This is a genomic window from Vibrio splendidus (assembly GCF_001557875.1).
Taxonomy (GTDB): Bacteria; Pseudomonadota; Gammaproteobacteria; order Enterobacterales; family Vibrionaceae; genus Vibrio; species Vibrio splendidus_F.
Window position 1 is genome coordinate 683,551 of record NZ_LNRF01000001.1, and the last position, 17,240, is coordinate 700,790.

Genomic DNA, 17,240 nt, shown 5'->3' on the forward strand with positions numbered 1-17,240 from the left:
CTAAATCACTGAAATAGCAAAGTGATCTAATAATAAAAACAGAGAAAGAAAAATACTAAAAAAAAAGAAACCCCCTTTAACCGAGCCCAAGGTGCCGCGCTTTATTGCGCGGCTTTTTTTTGATTCATTTTTGTGGTGGGAAGGGGAAGAGTGGTCCAGGTTAGTGCTCACTAAGATTTAATTACTTGCGAAACCTAATTGCTACTGAAACCTAGTTACTACCAAAACATAAGTATTTAATGTCCATGTACTCATCGATGCCTTCTTTCGCACCTTCTCGGCCAATACCTGATTGCTTAACGCCTCCGAAAGGTGCGACCTCAGTTGAGATTAGGCCATCATTTATGCCGACCATCCCGTATTCAAGTGTCTCTGCAATGTTCCATACACGGTGAATGTTCTGACTGTAGAAGTAAGATGCTAAACCGTAAATTGTGTCATTTGCCATTTCAATAAGCTCTTCGTCCGTGTCGAATTGCATCACAGGAGCGACAGGGCCAAAGATCTCTTGCTGAACAATGTCCATGCTGTGTTTGACATCTTTAAGAATGACAGGCTGAAGGAATAGCCCATCAAGCTCTTGAGTTGGTGTTACAGGTGTTGCACCTTGTTCTACTGCTCTGTCTATTAATGCTTGGATGTTGTTCTTCGCATTAAGGCTGACAACAGGTCCAATCGTGACACCCTCATCTAAGCCGTTACCAATCTTAAGCTGCTGAACTGCTTGATCGAATTTAGCCACAAACTCATCGTACACTTTACTGTGAACGTAGAATCGGTTTGCACAGACACAAGTTTGACCTGCATTACGGAACTTCGAGGCCATTGCGCCTTGCACGGCCGCATCGATGTCGGCATCGTCAAACACAATAAAAGGTGCATTGCCGCCGAGCTCCATAGAGGTGCGCTTGATGCCTTTTGCCGCTTGAGCCATCAAAATACTGCCCACTCGAGTAGAGCCAGTGAAAGAGATTTTTTTGATAAGCGGATGCGAAGTGAATAGGTTGCCCACTTGCTCTGGGCTTTCACCAAGCACTACTTGGAGCAGATCTTTAGGGATACCCGCTTGATAAGCCAATTCAACCACAGCAAACGCAGAAAGCGGTGTCTCATCCGAAGGTTTCACGACAAAGCTACAACCGGCAGCTAAGGCAGGAGCGGCTTTACGAGTGATCATTGCAATCGGGAAGTTCCATGGCGTAATCGCACACGCTACGCCGATCGGTTGCTTGATGGTCACCAAGCGTTTGCCTGCAACCGTGCTAGGAATGGAATCACCATAAGTGCGTTTTGCTTCTTCTGCAAACCACTCAATGAAGCTCGCGCCATACACGACTTCACCTATCGCCTCGGCTAACGGTTTGCCCTGTTCCATTGTCATGATTCGAGCAAGGTCATCTTTGTTTTCGAGGATCAGCTGGTGCCAACGATGAAGTAGTGCAGCACGAGATTTAGCAGGAATTTTTGCCCACTCTTTCTGCGCTACATGAGCTCGTTCAATCGCGCTCGCTAACTCTGTTTCTGATGATATCGGTGCGTGCCCGATGAGTTCACCCGTTGCTGGGTTTGTGACTGCAACTGCGTTGTTCGCTTCTGTCACCATAAAAGAGAGTAAGTGCTGGTTATCAATGTTTAGCATCGTGATTCCTTTGTCGTGATTACTTTAGACGTGTTGCTGATGTGCGGGTTGGTGAGTGTTCAGAACACTTCGACCAAATGTTCATTAGTCGCAGATTGTGGTGTTTAATTCGATAGTTTTGAAGCCCTTGTTTGCGCAAGCATTGTTTACCAAAGTAGGGCTTTCGAAATCCATGATCAGCTAAGTCATGGACTTCGAAATTCTCTAAGAAAGTGCTTACTGCTGACTCCAATTATCAGCTTCGATCTTCGCTAGCGCTTTTGCTGCTTTTTGAAGTGCGGGCAAGAATTTTATTGCTTCATCCGGTTTCACTCGAATCACAGGTGCTTGTATCGCTAGGCCTAGGTTTGATTGACCTGTTGGTGAGGGTATCAGCACAGCGATACAGACTAAGCCCGGCAAAAACTCTTCATCATCAATAGCAAAACCTTGGATTTTTGCTTCTTCGATGTCTTTCTCTAGAGTCGAATAGTCGGTAATCGTGTTTACGGTGTATTGAGTCAGCGGCACATTTTCAATTAGTCGTCTGCGCTGCGGCTTAGACATGTGCGCCAAAAACAGTTTGCCAGTAGCCGAGCAGTGCACAGGAACACGAGAACCTGGGTGCAGATGAAAGCGGAGGGGAGCTTCAGTTTCGGCACGATCGAGATAGATGATTTCACCACTTGAAAGAGCCGTCAGGTTACAACTCTCACCGACTTCTGCTCTTAGGCTTTCAAGGATGGTGCGTCGGGCGCTGTGCATGGTGCTATTCAATAGTAGGTTTTCGGCAAGCTTTCTGAGTCGAATGCCTGAGCTGTAGTGTTTTTCGTCGCCGTCTCTTTGAATGATGCCCGCGGCTTCTAACTGTTGAAGCATTCGGTGCAGCGTAGGCTTTGGTAATCCGGTCTCTTCGACTAAACCTTGCAGAGAAATAAACTCGTCTTTTTGGGCTATCACCTCTAATAGTGCAAAAAGTCGGAGGGTCGGTGTATCCCCTTGAACTTGTGGTGTTTCTGTTTGCATAAAGTGATTCATCCTTGCGATATGTCTATGTGTAAGAGTGTACATACCAAATCAATATTCTTCAATTAGCTGAATAAAATTTGACCTTTTTTATTATTTCAATAATATAAATGTAAATTATGGAACAATTAATCTCAATAAATGGAATTTTAAAATGAAAGCAATTGAACGGATTATTGATAAGGCGCATTTAGATCGTAAGCGTGTGGTTTTGAGCGAAGCTGAAGATCCTCGTGTACTCAAAGCAGCACGATTAGCGATAGATAAACAGCTCGCTTATATCACGCTGGTGGGCGACGAAAAGGCGATTATTGAAGCCGCTCAGTTGCATCATATTAACCTAGCGGGCATTCATATTGTTTCACCACAAGCATCAGCACTTAAAGCTGTGTTGGCTGAACGGCTGTATGAGTTAAGAAAAGCCAAAGGCATGACTTATGAAGATGCATTGGAGAAGGTTAAAGACCCACTGATTTTTGCCAACTTGATGGTAAGAGAAGGGCTGGTTGACGGCACGGTCAATGGCGCGGTTTATACCACGTCTGATGTGGTGAGAGCTGCGCTGCAGATCATCGGGCCAGCACCAGACAGCGAATTGGTATCGAGCTTCTTTTTAATGATGTTGTGCGAGCCTTTCCATAATCTTAAAGGCGGCATGATTTTCAGCGATTGTGGTTTGGTGATTAACCCCAATGAAACTGAGCTGGCGTCGATTGCCATGGCTGCATCAAACAGTGCTCAAACGCTACTGATGGAAGAACCTAAAGTCGCAATGTTGTCATTTTCGACCAACGGCAGTGCCAAACACGAATCAGTCGATAAGGTTCGTAATGCCGCTCAGTTAGTGAAACAACGTTGTCCCGGAATCGCTGTCGATCAGGACGTTCAACTCGATGCCGCGATTGTCACTGAAATAGCCGCGAAAAAGCTGCCCGATTCAGAAGTGAAAGGCCAATCTAACGTATTGATCTTCCCAAATTTAGAAGCGGGGAATATAGGCTATAAGCTAGCAGAAAGGTTAGGTGGCGCGGTTGCGATTGGCCCATTGTTGCAAGGGCTGAATCAACCGGCCAATGATTTATCAAGAGGGTGCAGCGCAGAGGATATCTTTAACGTCATTGCCGTTACCGCGGTACAAGCACAGCAAAGGAAAGTGTCTGACTCTGAGGTTGATGTTGAAGAAAGAGAGGAGTCGGAATTTGAATTCCGGTATTAATATCTAGCTCCTAGAACGAATGTTGAACCTGAACCTAGATTTACCCCAAAATAACCTAATTAGGATAGCTAATGGAGTTACCTGTTTTACTCGCCATTCTTGCCACCATTGCGGTGGGTACCTATTTCCAAACTGTTACCGGATTCGGCCTCGGTATCATCGTGATTGGGTTAACGGTCAGCCTTAATTTGGTATCGCTGCCAGTTATTGCCGCGGTGGTCAGTATTGTGACGTTGTTCAATTGCTTGGTTGCGTTGATGGGTAAGCCACTGCTTGGGGACCTCAAAATTCTGGTGGTGTTAGTCATCGGTATTATTCCCGGCGTATCGATGGGCGTGTACTTACTGGATGAATTGAGCGAGTCGGCAACCCAAATCCTAAGAGGCTTATTGGGTGCCATGGTGTTGTTCGCAGGCTTGAGCTTTATGTTTAAACCTAAAACCAGATCGGTTCGTTCGGCAACCGTATCTTTCCTTGTCTCTGGATTTAGTTCTGGACTAGCGGGTGGGTTGTTTGGCATGGCGGGTCCACCGATTGTTTATCACCTCTATCGTCAGCCTTTTACGCTCGATCTGGTGCGAAGCACACTGTTGATGGTATTCGCTTGTACGTCGATGTCCCGTACTGTCAATGTTTATGCGGCAGGCGACATGGAACCGAGCATACTGTGGTTATCCGCTATCGCTGTTCCTTTGGTGGCGCTTGTGACTATGTTCGCTCGACGTTTCCCACCACCGTTGTCCAATGATCAACTCAGAAAGCTGGTGTTTACGGTGTTAATGCTGATAGGCGGATATTTGATGGCTGTCTCGGCATGGTCGTTGTTTGTGGCTTAGAAGGTTTTCTTTATCAAAGTTATTTTTGAAGGAGGGCTAAATTCTCGTTTAGCGCTTGATGAAACCCTCCTCACAGACACATCAACGCTTTAGCATCTCAAAGATGTTCCTACATATCCCGAACAAGCAACTTTCTTGTACGTCCAAGGTAATGTTGTTCCGGTAATACGGACTCAAATCGACGCCCATTCCCACGCCATGAATTTCGATATTGTTTTTGATCGACTCGCGCTCAATCACTTGTTTGAGGTGGTTATCCAAATAGAACTGATCATTGGCTGTGCTAGTGGCGGTATCCATCGGGCAGCCGTCTGAGAACACAATCAAAACCTTTCGCTGTGCGCTATGTTGCTGCAAGCGCTGGCTAGCGAACTGAACCGCTTCGCCATCAATCCCTTCTTTAAAGATATCCGCTTTGCGAAGGCTAGCAATGCCAAGACGAGAGCGTCTCCAATGAGTATCAAAATCCTTAAACACGATGTGACGAACTTCGTTCAAGCGGCCAGGGTGCTCTGGTTGACCTTGCTTGAGCCACTGCCGATAGACCTTGCCACCGTTCCAGTTATTGGTGGTGAAGCCGATAATCTCAAAGGGTATATTGGCGAGTCCAACGGATTTGAGAATCGTATCCATCAGTAGACTCAGTTTGTGACTGTGTTTTTGCATTGAGCCTGAACAGTCCATTAGAAATGTGATGGCACATTGATGAGATGCGCCAATGTCAGGTTGATAGAAGACAGCACGATCCAACGGTGATGTGACGAGCTTGGTGATGGTAGTGGCGTTAACAATGCCTTCTTCTAAATGGTCCTGACGTCGGTTCCTCTGTGGTGTGGCAACAAAGCTAGTAAGCATAGCGGCTAAACGGCGAGTGTTTACTTGTCTCGCCATAATGTCATCGGTGAGTTTTTGCCTCAGTTCGAGTAACAGGGCGCGCCTGACGAGCTTATCTGCGGAGACCACTTGGTCAAATTCGGAATTAAAGATCTGATAATTGGCGCCCGACAGTTCGAATACCTTGCTACTGCCCGTGATGTCGCTGTCGACGTCTTGATCTTGAATGTCGCCATCCACAATTAAGGCAAGCTGCGCAAGGATCTTGATGTCTTCTTCGACTGTTGGGGTGGGCGAATTATCACCTTCTTGTTCCTGGATTATTAACTCTTGTGCAAGCGCGGCAAGCTCATTGGCGCTGTGTGCAAATGACTTTTGGTCGGTTCTATGTTGCTTTAAGCGCTTCAGGCAGTGACCAAAAGTAGGCACGATGCCTGCGCGAGTAGATTCAATGGTTTCTGCTATAGGTTCAGCGACAGGGATACCGGTTAAGCGAGTGTAGATGACCTGCATTAAAGTGAACAACAAAATACCAATGCGGGATTCAGTAAAGCCATTTTGATGATATTGATCGCTCCAGTACGCAAAATTGAACTGAATGCTTTTAGTAACGCCTTTTAGATAAGCTGGGACTTGTGACTCAACTCGTACCTGTTCGCAAAAATCAAACAGTAAACGCTCGACTTCGTTTTTTGGGCGCAGTGAATAGTGAAGTTCAGCATCAGAAAGCAGCAACCTCAATGCTGATGAGTCAATTTTACCGTTCATCGATAATTTGCTGTTGACGAGCTCATGGCGTGAAACAAAGGTGAGATCGTTGGTGTGTGCCGATAAGTGATAACAAGGACGACTACCTTTATAGAGGCGCTCTCCTCGGTAATTCAGGTTCAACTCACCGCTGATAGCTCTGGCAACCGACACGCCAATATCGAGGATCTTTTTCTGTTGGGAGGAAATATTAGCCATCGATTAATACTCCGACTGCGCATAACTCTGAGTAGGCGTCTCTAGGGCCTCACCAAAGCAGCGGAAGTAATATTCGCTTACCAACTCTTTCTCTTCATCTTCACAACGGTTTAGGAATGAAAGCCTAAATGCCGTGGCTACATTGTTGAATATTCTAATATTCTCAGCCCATGTGATCACGGTTCTTGGGGACATTACTGTCGACAGATCGCCTGCTCTAAAGCCATTTCGAGTTAAACCAGCGGTTGCGATCATTTTCTCTACTAACTGCTGACCACTTTCATTGTTCAGCTCTGGGCGCTTGGATAACACGATCTTGGTTTCATGTTGTGGGTCTAAATAGTTGAGCGTAGCAATGATGTTCCAACGATCTAACTGACTATGGTTAAGCATTTGAGTGCCCGAATACAACCCCGAGAAATTGCCCAAACCTAGCGTGTTACAAGTAGCAAACAGGCGGAAAGAAGGGTGAGGCGTGATCACTCGGTTTTGTTCTAAAGAAGTGTATTTGCCGTCTTGCTCCAACAGCTGTTGAATCACAAACATCACGTCAGGGCGACCAGCATCGTACTCATCCAATACCAGTGCGATGGGTTGTTGAATGCTCTGAGGAAGAATACCTTCTTTAAACTCAGTCACCTGCATTCCATCTTTAATGACGATGCTGTCCTTACCTATGAAATCCAATCGACTTAAGTGCCCGTCTAGGTTGATCCTTAAACACGGCCAGTTCAATCTCGCAGCGATTTGCTCAATGTGGGAAGACTTGCCCGTTCCGTGTGTACCTTGTATCAACGTGCGGCGATTAGAGGTGAAACCCGCCAATATCGCTAGTGTTACTTCAGGATCAAAACAGTAGTTAGGATCGACCTTGGGTACATACTCTCCCGCATGTTCAAACGCCAGTACGGTTAGGTTGCTGTCGATGCCAAAACACTCTCTCACACTTACCTGTCGCGTTGGTATCAATTCCGACTCTTTCATCATTCTTCCCTCTATATAACCCATTATTTGCCGCTGTTATTGCGCTATGCCGTCGATTATTAACAGCTCAACATGAGTTAACGGCACTTTTTGTGCGAAAAACTACCAATAATGTGATCCAGTTTTATTAATTAGAATGAATTGTTCCAATTTAATATAAAAAGTTGACGCGCAAAAATTCTACTACTAAGGTGAAATTGAATTCGAAAAAGAGACAATTCATTCCGAAAAATGAAATTTCGATTAACTCAAGGAGAATGGAAGAATGAGCGAGCAAGAAAAACGTACGGTTGTTTCCGGCACAGTAACAATGACACCATCAGAAGCGTTCGTTGAAACTATGGTTGCTAATGATGTTACCGACATGTTCGGCATCATGGGGTCAGCATTTATGGACGCAATGGATATCTTTGCTCCTGCTGGCATTCGATTAGTCCCAGTGGTACACGAGCAAGGTGCTGCTCACATGGCAGATGGTTACTCTCGTGTATCTGGTCGTCATGGTGTGGTTATCGGGCAGAATGGCCCAGGTATTAGTAACTGTGTAACTGCGATTGCAGCGGCATTCTGGGCACACAGCCCGGTCGTGATTGTGACGCCAGAGACTGGCACTAAAACAATGGGCTTAGGTGGTTTCCAAGAGTGTAATCAGCTTCCAATGTTCCAAGAGTTTACTAAGTATCAAGGACATGTAACACACCCTGACCGTATGGCGGAATACACAGGCCGATGTTTTGACCGCGCAATGAGCGAAATGGGTCCGACTCAGCTGAATATCCCACGTGACTATTTCTACGGTGAAACTCAAACCGAGATCCCTAAACCAGCACGCTTAGACCGTGGCCCGGGTGGTGAGAAGTCTCTGAATGAAGCGGCAGACCTGATTGCTGAAGCGAAATTCCCAGTCATCATTTCTGGTGGCGGCGTGGTCATGGCTGATGCAGTTCAAGAGTGTGCGGCACTGGCAGAACGACTAGGCGCACCCGTAGTAAACAGCTACCTACACAATGACTCTTTCCCTGCTAGTCACCCATTATGGTGTGGTCCTTTAGGCTACCAAGGTTCGAAAGCAGCAATGAAGTTGATGGCTCAAGCGGATGTGGTTATTGCCTTGGGTACACGTCTTGGTCCATTCGGTACCTTGCCTCAACATGGTATGGACTACTGGCCGAAAGACGCGAAAATCATTCAGATCGATGCAGACAACAAGATGCTTGGCCTCGTTAAGAAGATCTCTGTTGGTATTTGTGGTGATGCAAAAGCAGCGGCGGTGGCATTAGCTGAAAGACTAGAAGGTCGTGCATTGTTGTGTGATGACAACAAAGGTGCTCGCCAAGACACAGTCGCAACAGAAAAAGCGCTGTGGGAAAAAGAGCTTGATGAGTGGACGCACGAACGTGACTCGTTCAGCTTGGACATGATTGAAGAAAACTCACATGAGACTCCGTTCTCTGGTGGTGAATATCTTCACCCACGCCAAGTACTTCGTGAACTAGAAAAAGCGATGCCAGAAGACGTTATGGTCTCAACGGATATCGGTAACATCAACTCGGTTGCAAACAGCTACTTACGTTTTGAAAAACCACGCAGCTTCTTTGCTGCAATGAGTTTTGGTAACTGTGGTTACGCCTTCCCTACCATCATTGGTGCGAAAGCCGCGGCACCTCATCGTCCAGCCATTTCATACGCAGGCGACGGTGCGTGGGGCATGAGCTTGATGGAGACCATGACATGTGTTCGTCATAACATTCCTGTGACAGCCGTGGTATTCCACAACCGTCAATGGGGTGCAGAGAAGAAGAACCAAGTCGACTTCTACAACCGACGCTTTGTTGCTGGTGAATTGGATAACCAGAGCTTTGCGGAAATAGCACGAGCAATGGGCGCCGAAGGTATCACGGTTGATAAGCTAGAAGATGTAGGACCAACCTTACAAAAAGCCATCGACATGCAAATGAACGAAGGCAAAACAACCATTATTGAAATTATGTGTACTCAGGAATTGGGCGACCCGTTCCGCCGAGATGCACTATCAACACCGGTTCGTTTCCTAGATAAATACAAAGATTACGTATAAGGCATAGGAAGTTTGCCCGGCCACGGTATTTTCGAGAGTGTTAGAGGAAGTGCAATCGAGAATGTGATCGGGCAATACGAACGGGGATTGGCAATGTACTTAAGTGAAGACCGCCAACCCGTATTTCAATAAATCTTAGTCAAACGTTAGAACACGAATTAAATGACCGTTGTACATATAAGTGGTTTTAGTTATATAAACTTTGTCGTTCTTTATTAATCGGCCCTTATATAGTTTCTCTTTAGTTAATGGTTTTATAACTGTTAGTTATTGATGAGGATATATAGCTGTTATCATTTTTCAGAATAATTCGTAACGATACTGATTAATCCTGATAATTAAACTTTTAATTGTCAGGATTTTAAATTAAGCGATCTATTACATGCATGCTGTGAACAATAAACGTTATATAAGCTCACTCGAAGAGCTGTATGAAATAATCGATTCACTTATCTCGAGGTGTCGTGGAGAACGTGGTTTGATTTATAACGTGTGTGATTATGAAAACAGTAATCTGATGCCAAGTTTAGGCCGGTCAAATCGTAAAAACATTCGCCGTGTCGAACAAGAGTTGCTCTCAACTGTGAGAGTTTACGGTGGGCATTCACTGAGTTCACACGAGATAAACGATTGGTTACTGATGTGTTTAGCCAAGAAGCAGGGGTTTCCAACCCGCTTGCTTGAATGGACAGATAGCCTGATTAATGCGTTATGGTCTGTGTGTCATAGCCAAAGTAAAGACTGCATTAATATTATTAAAGCGGATAATTATCATAGGGTTAGTGTTTTTAACTCACCCTATGAACTTGAAAGAACTCAGATCTTTAAAGTGGCGGACTGCGATAAGCAGGAGCAACGAGCGGATAAGTGGTATTCCATTCATCCATTTAAGGACGGCAGTAATGATGCCATTCAACCTTTGTACGATGAGAAAGAATATTCAAACGGTCTAGTGTCCGTTCATATTCTTCCATCAGCAAAAGTAAACCTGATAAAGGAGTTAATACCCATGAATGTTTTAAATGAACCGACTGATTATATCGAAGAGACGCTAACTGATATAAAAAATGAAGCCCATGTAGATAACAATCAAGTTATTAATAAAGGTGAGGGTAATATTGAATTACAAGTGAATACCCATAACCGTAAACTTGAGCAGTATGGCCGAAAGTATCATCAAGATTTTGACTTCGACTAAAGGCTAATATCTATATTAAATTAGTTTTAGACTTAACGTAGTTAGTTTTCAGGTAAATAAAATTAGAACACTAATTAGTTTATAAAAAGATGAAATCTGTGAGCTTAGAGATTGTTTACAAAGTAACTCGAAGTTAGAGTGACGAAGCTTGTTATCAAGTTGTTAAATTTCCACAGATCTAGTTTAAACAATCTAATAAAAAAGTGGCGCAAAGCCACTGAAATTTAAACCAATAACGAAAACATAAAGGATTCTGGAATATGAATATGCAAACCAATGCAGCGACATTCGTGCTGGAAAACCAAGTCGACACCGCCTTTTTACAGTCTTTCAGTGATGCGTGGAATAACCACGACATTGAAGCATTGATGTCGTTTATGACTGAAGACTGCGTCTTCCACACAGTGGCAGGTGAAGGCTTGCTTGGAAATACTATTGAAGGGTACGAAGCCGTTCGCAATAGCTTTGAATTGGTTTGGCAGAACTTCCCAGATGCAGCTTGGAGCGACCCTGTCCATTTTGTGTGCGGTGACCGCGCGGTGAGTGAATCGACGTTCTCTGCGACTAATCCTGATGGCACTGTTATCGAAGCTCGTATGGTCGACGTGTTTACTCTGAAAGATGGAAAAATCAGCGTAAAAAATGCCTTCCGTAAAACACGACCTCTTTTGACTCCCAACAATACTCCCAAGAGCTAGACACGAAACCACAACCCGTTCACGTGTTATGACTAGGAGAGTCGAATTATGAGTTTAGTAATGGAACAACCGGCAGCCGATGTGCCGCCAAAGGTGAAAAGCACCCAAGCAAAAGAAAGTACCCAAGCAAAAGATAAATACGATCCAAAATACGATCCACTCAAAGACAAGAACCCAGGCCATGGTAAGGAATATGCACCAACGTACTGGGTAGATACGGCAGGCGCACCACCCGAAGATGATGGCCCAATTACATCGGATATGGATGTCGATGTGGCGATTATCGGTTCAGGCTTTACTGGACTAAGCACCGCGATACATCTTGCTGAAATGTACGGTATTAAAGCGACAGTGATTGAAGCCAACCGTTTGAGTTGGGGATGCAGCACCCGAAATGGTGGTCAGGCACAGTGTGCGTCAGGGCGTTTGAAGCGTTCTCAGTGGATTGAACGCTGGGGATTAGAAACTGCGCTGAAAATGCACCGCGAATGCGTAGATGGCATGAACACCTTTAAGTCTCTAATCAAAGACATCGATTGTGACCCACAACCGGGCGGCCACTTATATGTCGCTCACCGTCCAAAAGTGATGGCAACACTTGAGAAAGAAGCCAAGTTGCTGCGTGACACGTTCGATTACGATGCGCAGATCTTAGATGCGGAAACCGTAAAGCGTGATTACGTTGGTGACCAAGAAGCGGCAGGCGCAATGCATGAGCCAGAAGGCATTGGTATTCATGCAGGGAAATTGGCGTTTGGCTATCTAAGAAAGGCGAGAGCACTCGGTGTAAAAGTGCATCCATCTAGCCCAGTTATGGGTTGGGAAACTCGTGGCGGTGTGCATTACTTGAAAACGCCAGGTGGTGTTGTGAAGGCGCGCTCTGTTGGGGTGTGTACGGGTGGATACACAAGCCAAGGTTTGCATTCCGAGCTTAAGAATCGCTTGTTGCCGGTACTTTCTAATTCGATGGTGACACGTCCGTTAACTCAAGACGAAATCGCGGCGTGTAACTTCAAAACCAATCAAGTGATTACTGATACTCGAATTCTGCGCCACTACTACCGTTTGTTACCAGATAACCGAGTGCAGATTGGTACACGCAGTGCCATCAGTGGCAAGAACGCACCTGAAAAGAAATACGAAGACATGTTGAGAGCGGATTTAACCCGAAAATTCCCGTCTCTCGATCAGATCAAAATCGACTACTCATGGTGGGGCTGGGTGGATGTTAGCCACGACATGATGCCGAGAATCTATCAGCCTAATCCAAAGCAATCCATCTTCTACGCGCTGGGTTATGGCGGTAATGGCGTGATGTATTCCGCTCAAGCAGGTAAGCGCCTCGCTCAGTGGATTGCAGGTGAAGGCCACAAGTTGGACTTGCCAATATTTGAATCAAAACTTCCGTTCCCCAACGTGAGGGAAGTGGTGGAATCAGAGATGTTTGCACCGTTTCGCAGAATGGGGCAGCGGTTCCTTTATCAGTGGTATTCGTTAAAGGATGAAAAGCTGTAATCGCGACTCGAACATTGTTTCCAAAATAGGGAAATAGAACTACGACCAGGAAAGTTGTACCAGGTCACCTTGTGAGCAAAGTACAGGCAGGAAGTCTGTACGATAGGAAAGGTTAAGACTATGAAATTTATTAAAAATAAAATTATTGCTGGTGTCACCATTGTAGCAACAGCGGTGCTATCTCATACCGCGGCAGCAGCGAATTTTAAAATGGCTATCGGCGATGCTGCTGGTGGCACGCAGTGGGAATTGGCGACATCGTTTTCTGAACTGATGGAGCAAAAAACAGATGGAAAAGTGAAAATCGATCTGTTCCCGAATGGTCAATTAGGCAATGAGCAAGACACCGTCAACGATGCGGCAATCGGTCTTCTCGACTTCTCTGTACTGGCGATCAATAACGTAACCCCTTTCTCTCCAACTGTTGGTCTACTGACCATGCCTTACGTGATTCAAAGCGCAGAAGAAGCGGTTTTACTGACTCAAGGCCAAGTTGGCCAAGACCTCGTCGATAACACGATTCGTGATGCTGGTGTTCGTATCGTAGGTTGGGCTTATTCTGGCTTTAGGGTTTTGACTAACTCGAAAAAGCCAGTCGCTTCGCCAGAAGATCTTAAAGGGTTGGTGATTCGTGTTCCTCGTAACGAAATCATGATTGCTTCTTACCAAGCATGGGGTGTAAACCCAACGCCAATGGCATGGTCTGAGACCTTTACCGGCCTGCAACAAGGCGTGGTTGATGGTCAAGACAACCCATACATCACTGTGCATGCAATGAAGTTCAACGAAGTACAAAAGTACGTGACCAACATTCGCTACATCTTCTCGCTTGAGCCGCTAATCGTGAGTGAAACGGTCTTCCAACAACAGACGCATGAAATGCAAAAAATCATTCTTGAAGCGGGTCAGGAAGCGACAGAACACAGCTTTGCTTATCTAGAAAATACGGAAAACAAAATCCGTGAAGAACTACAAGCAAAAGGCATGGTATTCACCGACCCAGCAGATAACGAGCAAGAGTGGATCAGCAAGGTGACTAAGTCAGTTTGGCCTAAGTTCTACTCAAGCATTGGGGGCAAAGACAAGCTAGACGACGTTCTTGAGTTACTAGGTAGAAAGTAACGATTAGATTCGCCCTATCTGCTGTTCTCCGCTACCTAATCACCTAGCGATAGAACAGTGAGATAGGGCATTTACATGGCTGTACTCGTTGATCTGTTCTGTACCTGATCTTTTTAGGACCGTGAGCGACTGGTTGTCATGTGGAAATCAACATTGGAGGTTATATGTCAGTCGCTAAAACAATAAAAAAGCACCTTAACAACATCGAGGAATATACCTGTTGTCTGCTGCTCGCAAGCTTTGTCCTATTGCTGTTCACACAAATCATTACTCGTCAGTTCTTTGATTACTCCATACCTTGGGGGGATGAAGTAGCCACTTATATGTTCGTGTGGTTTGCTTATTTAGGCGCTGTTGTAGCCGCCAAAATGTCGGCCCACAACCGAGTGAGCTTTCACTTCAAATTCTTTCCGCCAATTGTGCAAACCGTTAGTGAAACCATCGCTGACTTCTTATGGCTCTGCTTCAACGGTTACTTTGTTTACCTCAGTTACGACTTCGTGTTTAACAAAATGAACCTGTTTTGGAAGTCTCAGACTACAGGTATCCCGATGAAGTACTTCTACATGATTTTACCTATCGCGTTTTCCCTAATGATGATTCGAATTATCTGGAACAACTACGAGCGTTTATTTAAAGGCGCAACCAACGAAGATCCAGAAGTCAAAGAGCTGCGAAAAATGACGGCACAAAAGTCAGCACAGTAGTCATCACAGAGAATAGTCGTAATAGAGAGATGTAATAATGGAATCCTATTTAACTCTAATTTTATTTGGTGGCTTCTTAACCCTGTTAATTCTGGGTGCACCAATCACAGTATCACTGGCCGGCGCTTCAATGGCGGCCTATATGTTGCTCGACAAAAATCCCATCGCTTTAGTACAAATCGCATTTACCTCTGTAGGTAACTTCCCGCTCATGGCACTGCCAGCCTTTGTTCTTGCGGGCGCATTGATGGAGGCGGCGGGTATCTCCAAACGTCTGGTGGATATCGCAGAAAGCTTAGCTGGTCCCGTAACAGGCGGCCTTGGCGCAGCAACGGTAATGGCGTGTCTTTTCTTTGGTGCTATCTCAGGTTCGGGCCCTGCAACAACCGCAGCGGTCGGCATGCTAATGGTGCCCGCGATGGTTAAGCGTGACTACGATAAGAGCTACGCATCGGCAGTTACGGCTGCATCCGGAGGCTTGGGAATCATCATTCCGCCATCCATTCCTTTGGTTATTTTTGGCATTTCTGCGATGGGCTTAATGGCACCGCCAGAAGCCATCGCTCAACACGGCCAGTTTGCTTCTTTATCGATTCCAAAACTTTTTGTCGCTGGGGTTGTGCCGGGTTTCATCATGGCATCGACGCTGGTGGTAACCAACTACTTCATTGCTAAGCGAGAAGGCTATAAAGGGCTAACTGAAACGTGGTCATTTGGTGATGTAAGGCATTACTTGCGCCGCGGATTATGGTCGATATTAGCGCCGTTCTTGATTCTTGGCGGTATCTACAGCGGAATGTTCACACCAACAGAATCAGCGGTTGTGGCGATTTTCTATTCGCTGTTTGTGGGTGTGTTTATCCACCGAGAGTTATCGTTCAAAAGCGTGATGAAATCTTTGTCGACCACCACGTGGATCACTGGACGCGTATTGTTAATCCTCTTTGCTGCCACCGTGTTTGGACGCTTGTTGATCGAGCAAAAAATCCCAGTTGTTGTGGCGGAATCATTACTCAGTTTCACCGACAACATGTACATGGTGTGGGCTCTGACGATTACCTTGCTGCTGTTCATCGGCATGTTTATGGAAACTTTGGCGGCGATCATGATTATTGTGCCAGTGCTGCTACCAATCATGTACATGTTGGGCGCGGATCCAACTCACGTGGGCATTGTGGTGGTGTGTACCTTATCTATAGGCTTTGCAACGCCGCCGCTCGGCGAAAACATCTTTGTCGCCTCGGGGATCGGTGGCTCCACGGTTGAGCAAATTACCGCGAAGATCCATCCCTTTGTTCTTGCTTCTGTTGTGGGCGTGTTTGTTATCGCTTTCTTCCCACAAATTACGCTTTGGCTACCGTCCTTAGTCGGATATTAGGAGAGATAACCATGAATTTATCCAGATTAATCCTCATTGGATGTGCCGTGTTTGCTGTAGTGAGTGGCATTGGTTTACGTGCCGAACATTCAGAAGCCGAGAAAGAAACCAAGCCAGTCAATGTGCTCGACATTTCTGAGCCACATGTGGTCAGTGACGCGGAAAGAAGAGCCAAAACCTTGCTTGCGAAAGCGGTGGTGCACGTTCAAAAAGAAGGTGACGAAAGCGTGAAAGACTTCATGAGTGATGCCGAATATATAGACGGTGAACTCTATGTGTTTGCTCTTGGTATTGATGGTCAATTCCTTGCCAGTGGCGGCTCTTCGATGGTGTTGGTGGGCGACAGTGTGTTGGATACCCAAGACGTTTACGGCAATCCTTTTTTCCGTGAAATGATCACTAAAGCGGTTCACAACGGCTTTGGTGAAGTTAAGTATCACTGGACCAACCCAACTGATCGCATGGGGGAGCCGAAAACCACTTTCTTTGAGCGTGTTGGAGATGTGATTGTTGCTGTGGGCTTTTACCCAGAGCGTTCCAGTGCGGCCGAGGCTAAGAACCTACTGGCGAGAGCGATGACCGCGATAGTGGAGTCTGAGCAACAGAGCCTTGCTGAGTTTAATGACGCTGAAGGCAGTTTTGTCGAAGGGGATTTGTATGTGTTTGTGATGGATATGAGCTCTGGAAAACTGCTCGCGCATGGTGTGTCACCTGAGCTTGTGGGGCGATCACACAACGAAATCCTAAGTCCTGACGATAAGCCGATTCTTACTGAAATGTTGAACCTTGCCAAAGAAAACGGCCGAGGTGTTTACACCTATCGATGGTTAAACCCGCTGTCGAGCAAAGTGGAAACCAAGCACACTTACTATCGAGTGATCGACAATAAGTTGGTTGGGGTGGGTTATTACACAAATTCAAACAACACGTAAACGCGTTTCTATGGAACCCTCAACCCAGTTAAATAAAGGGCTGGGGGCTAGAAATGCCGGTTTGTGTAAAAAAGCGATTTAGTAAAATTCACACTGTGTAATTTTTGTTGTGAAATTGTTTCAGAAATAACAG

14 protein-coding genes are annotated in these 17,240 nt (G+C 45.7%); 10 read left to right on the plus strand and 4 right to left on the minus strand.

The genetic code is table 11. The features are described from left to right. Positions 1–211: 211 nt before the first annotated feature. Positions 212–1,639, minus strand: coding sequence for an NAD-dependent succinate-semialdehyde dehydrogenase (locus ATB74_RS02935; RefSeq protein WP_061016419.1), 1,428 nt, complete (start codon positions 1,637–1,639; stop codon positions 212–214). Positions 1,640–1,855: 216 nt separating this feature from the next. After that, positions 1,856–2,644 carry an IclR family transcriptional regulator gene (locus ATB74_RS02940; protein WP_061016421.1) on the minus strand — a complete coding sequence of 263 codons (789 nt, stop codon included), beginning with the start codon at positions 2,642–2,644 and terminating at the stop codon, positions 1,856–1,858. Between the two features lie 154 nt (positions 2,645–2,798). Between ATB74_RS02940 and pta the strand changes: the two genes are divergently transcribed. Both pta and ATB74_RS02950 read left to right on the plus strand, forming a co-directional pair. After that, positions 2,799–3,860, plus strand: a complete 1,062-nt coding sequence (gene pta / locus ATB74_RS02945; RefSeq protein ID WP_061016423.1) for a phosphate acetyltransferase — start codon at positions 2,799–2,801, stop codon at positions 3,858–3,860. Between the two features lie 71 nt (positions 3,861–3,931). Next, a complete protein-coding gene (locus tag ATB74_RS02950) occupies positions 3,932–4,696 on the plus strand; it encodes a sulfite exporter TauE/SafE family protein (RefSeq protein WP_061016425.1) in 765 nt (254 codons plus the stop codon). An 81-nt stretch (positions 4,697–4,777) separates the two neighbouring features. Here the strand turns inward: ATB74_RS02950 and ATB74_RS02955 are convergent, their stop codons facing one another. After that, positions 4,778–6,496, minus strand: coding sequence for a cobaltochelatase CobT-related protein (locus tag ATB74_RS02955; RefSeq protein ID WP_061016427.1), 1,719 nt, complete (start codon positions 6,494–6,496; stop codon positions 4,778–4,780). 3 nt (positions 6,497–6,499) lie between these two features. Continuing rightward, the gene (locus tag ATB74_RS02960) at positions 6,500–7,483 is read right to left on the minus strand and encodes an AAA family ATPase (protein ID WP_061016429.1); all 984 of its coding nucleotides are present in this window, start codon (positions 7,481–7,483) and stop codon (positions 6,500–6,502) included. Positions 7,484–7,745: 262 nt separating this feature from the next. Here ATB74_RS02960 and xsc point away from each other — a divergent pair, with 262 nt between their 5' ends. The 8 genes from xsc to ATB74_RS03000 all read left to right on the plus strand — a co-directional run bounded on the left by xsc (position 7,746) and on the right by ATB74_RS03000 (position 17,107). Further along, positions 7,746–9,557 carry a sulfoacetaldehyde acetyltransferase gene (xsc, locus tag ATB74_RS02965; RefSeq protein ID WP_050643312.1) on the plus strand — a complete coding sequence of 604 codons (1,812 nt, stop codon included), beginning with the start codon at positions 7,746–7,748 and terminating at the stop codon, positions 9,555–9,557. A 382-nt stretch (positions 9,558–9,939) separates the two neighbouring features. Further along, the gene (locus ATB74_RS02970) at positions 9,940–10,755 is read left to right on the plus strand and encodes an FRG domain-containing protein (RefSeq protein WP_061016430.1); all 816 of its coding nucleotides are present in this window, start codon (positions 9,940–9,942) and stop codon (positions 10,753–10,755) included. 260 nt (positions 10,756–11,015) lie between these two features. After that, positions 11,016–11,453 carry a nuclear transport factor 2 family protein gene (locus ATB74_RS02975; protein ID WP_061016432.1) on the plus strand — a complete coding sequence of 146 codons (438 nt, stop codon included), beginning with the start codon at positions 11,016–11,018 and terminating at the stop codon, positions 11,451–11,453. A gap of 48 nt (positions 11,454–11,501) precedes the next feature. After that, on the plus strand, positions 11,502–12,968 hold the full coding sequence (locus ATB74_RS02980; protein WP_061016434.1) for an NAD(P)/FAD-dependent oxidoreductase: 1,467 nt from the start codon (positions 11,502–11,504) through the stop codon (positions 12,966–12,968). A 120-nt stretch (positions 12,969–13,088) separates the two neighbouring features. Beyond that, positions 13,089–14,090 carry a TRAP transporter substrate-binding protein gene (locus ATB74_RS02985; protein ID WP_061016436.1) on the plus strand — a complete coding sequence of 334 codons (1,002 nt, stop codon included), beginning with the start codon at positions 13,089–13,091 and terminating at the stop codon, positions 14,088–14,090. A gap of 164 nt (positions 14,091–14,254) precedes the next feature. Then, positions 14,255–14,797 carry a TRAP transporter small permease gene (locus ATB74_RS02990; protein ID WP_017097758.1) on the plus strand — a complete coding sequence of 181 codons (543 nt, stop codon included), beginning with the start codon at positions 14,255–14,257 and terminating at the stop codon, positions 14,795–14,797. 37 nt (positions 14,798–14,834) lie between these two features. Continuing rightward, entirely contained in the window at positions 14,835–16,175 is a 1,341-nt protein-coding gene (locus tag ATB74_RS02995; RefSeq protein ID WP_017064290.1) for a TRAP transporter large permease, read from the plus strand. Between the two features lie 11 nt (positions 16,176–16,186). Next, the gene (locus ATB74_RS03000; protein ID WP_061016438.1) at positions 16,187–17,107 is read left to right on the plus strand and encodes a cache domain-containing protein; all 921 of its coding nucleotides are present in this window, start codon (positions 16,187–16,189) and stop codon (positions 17,105–17,107) included. Positions 17,108–17,240 lie beyond the last annotated feature (133 nt).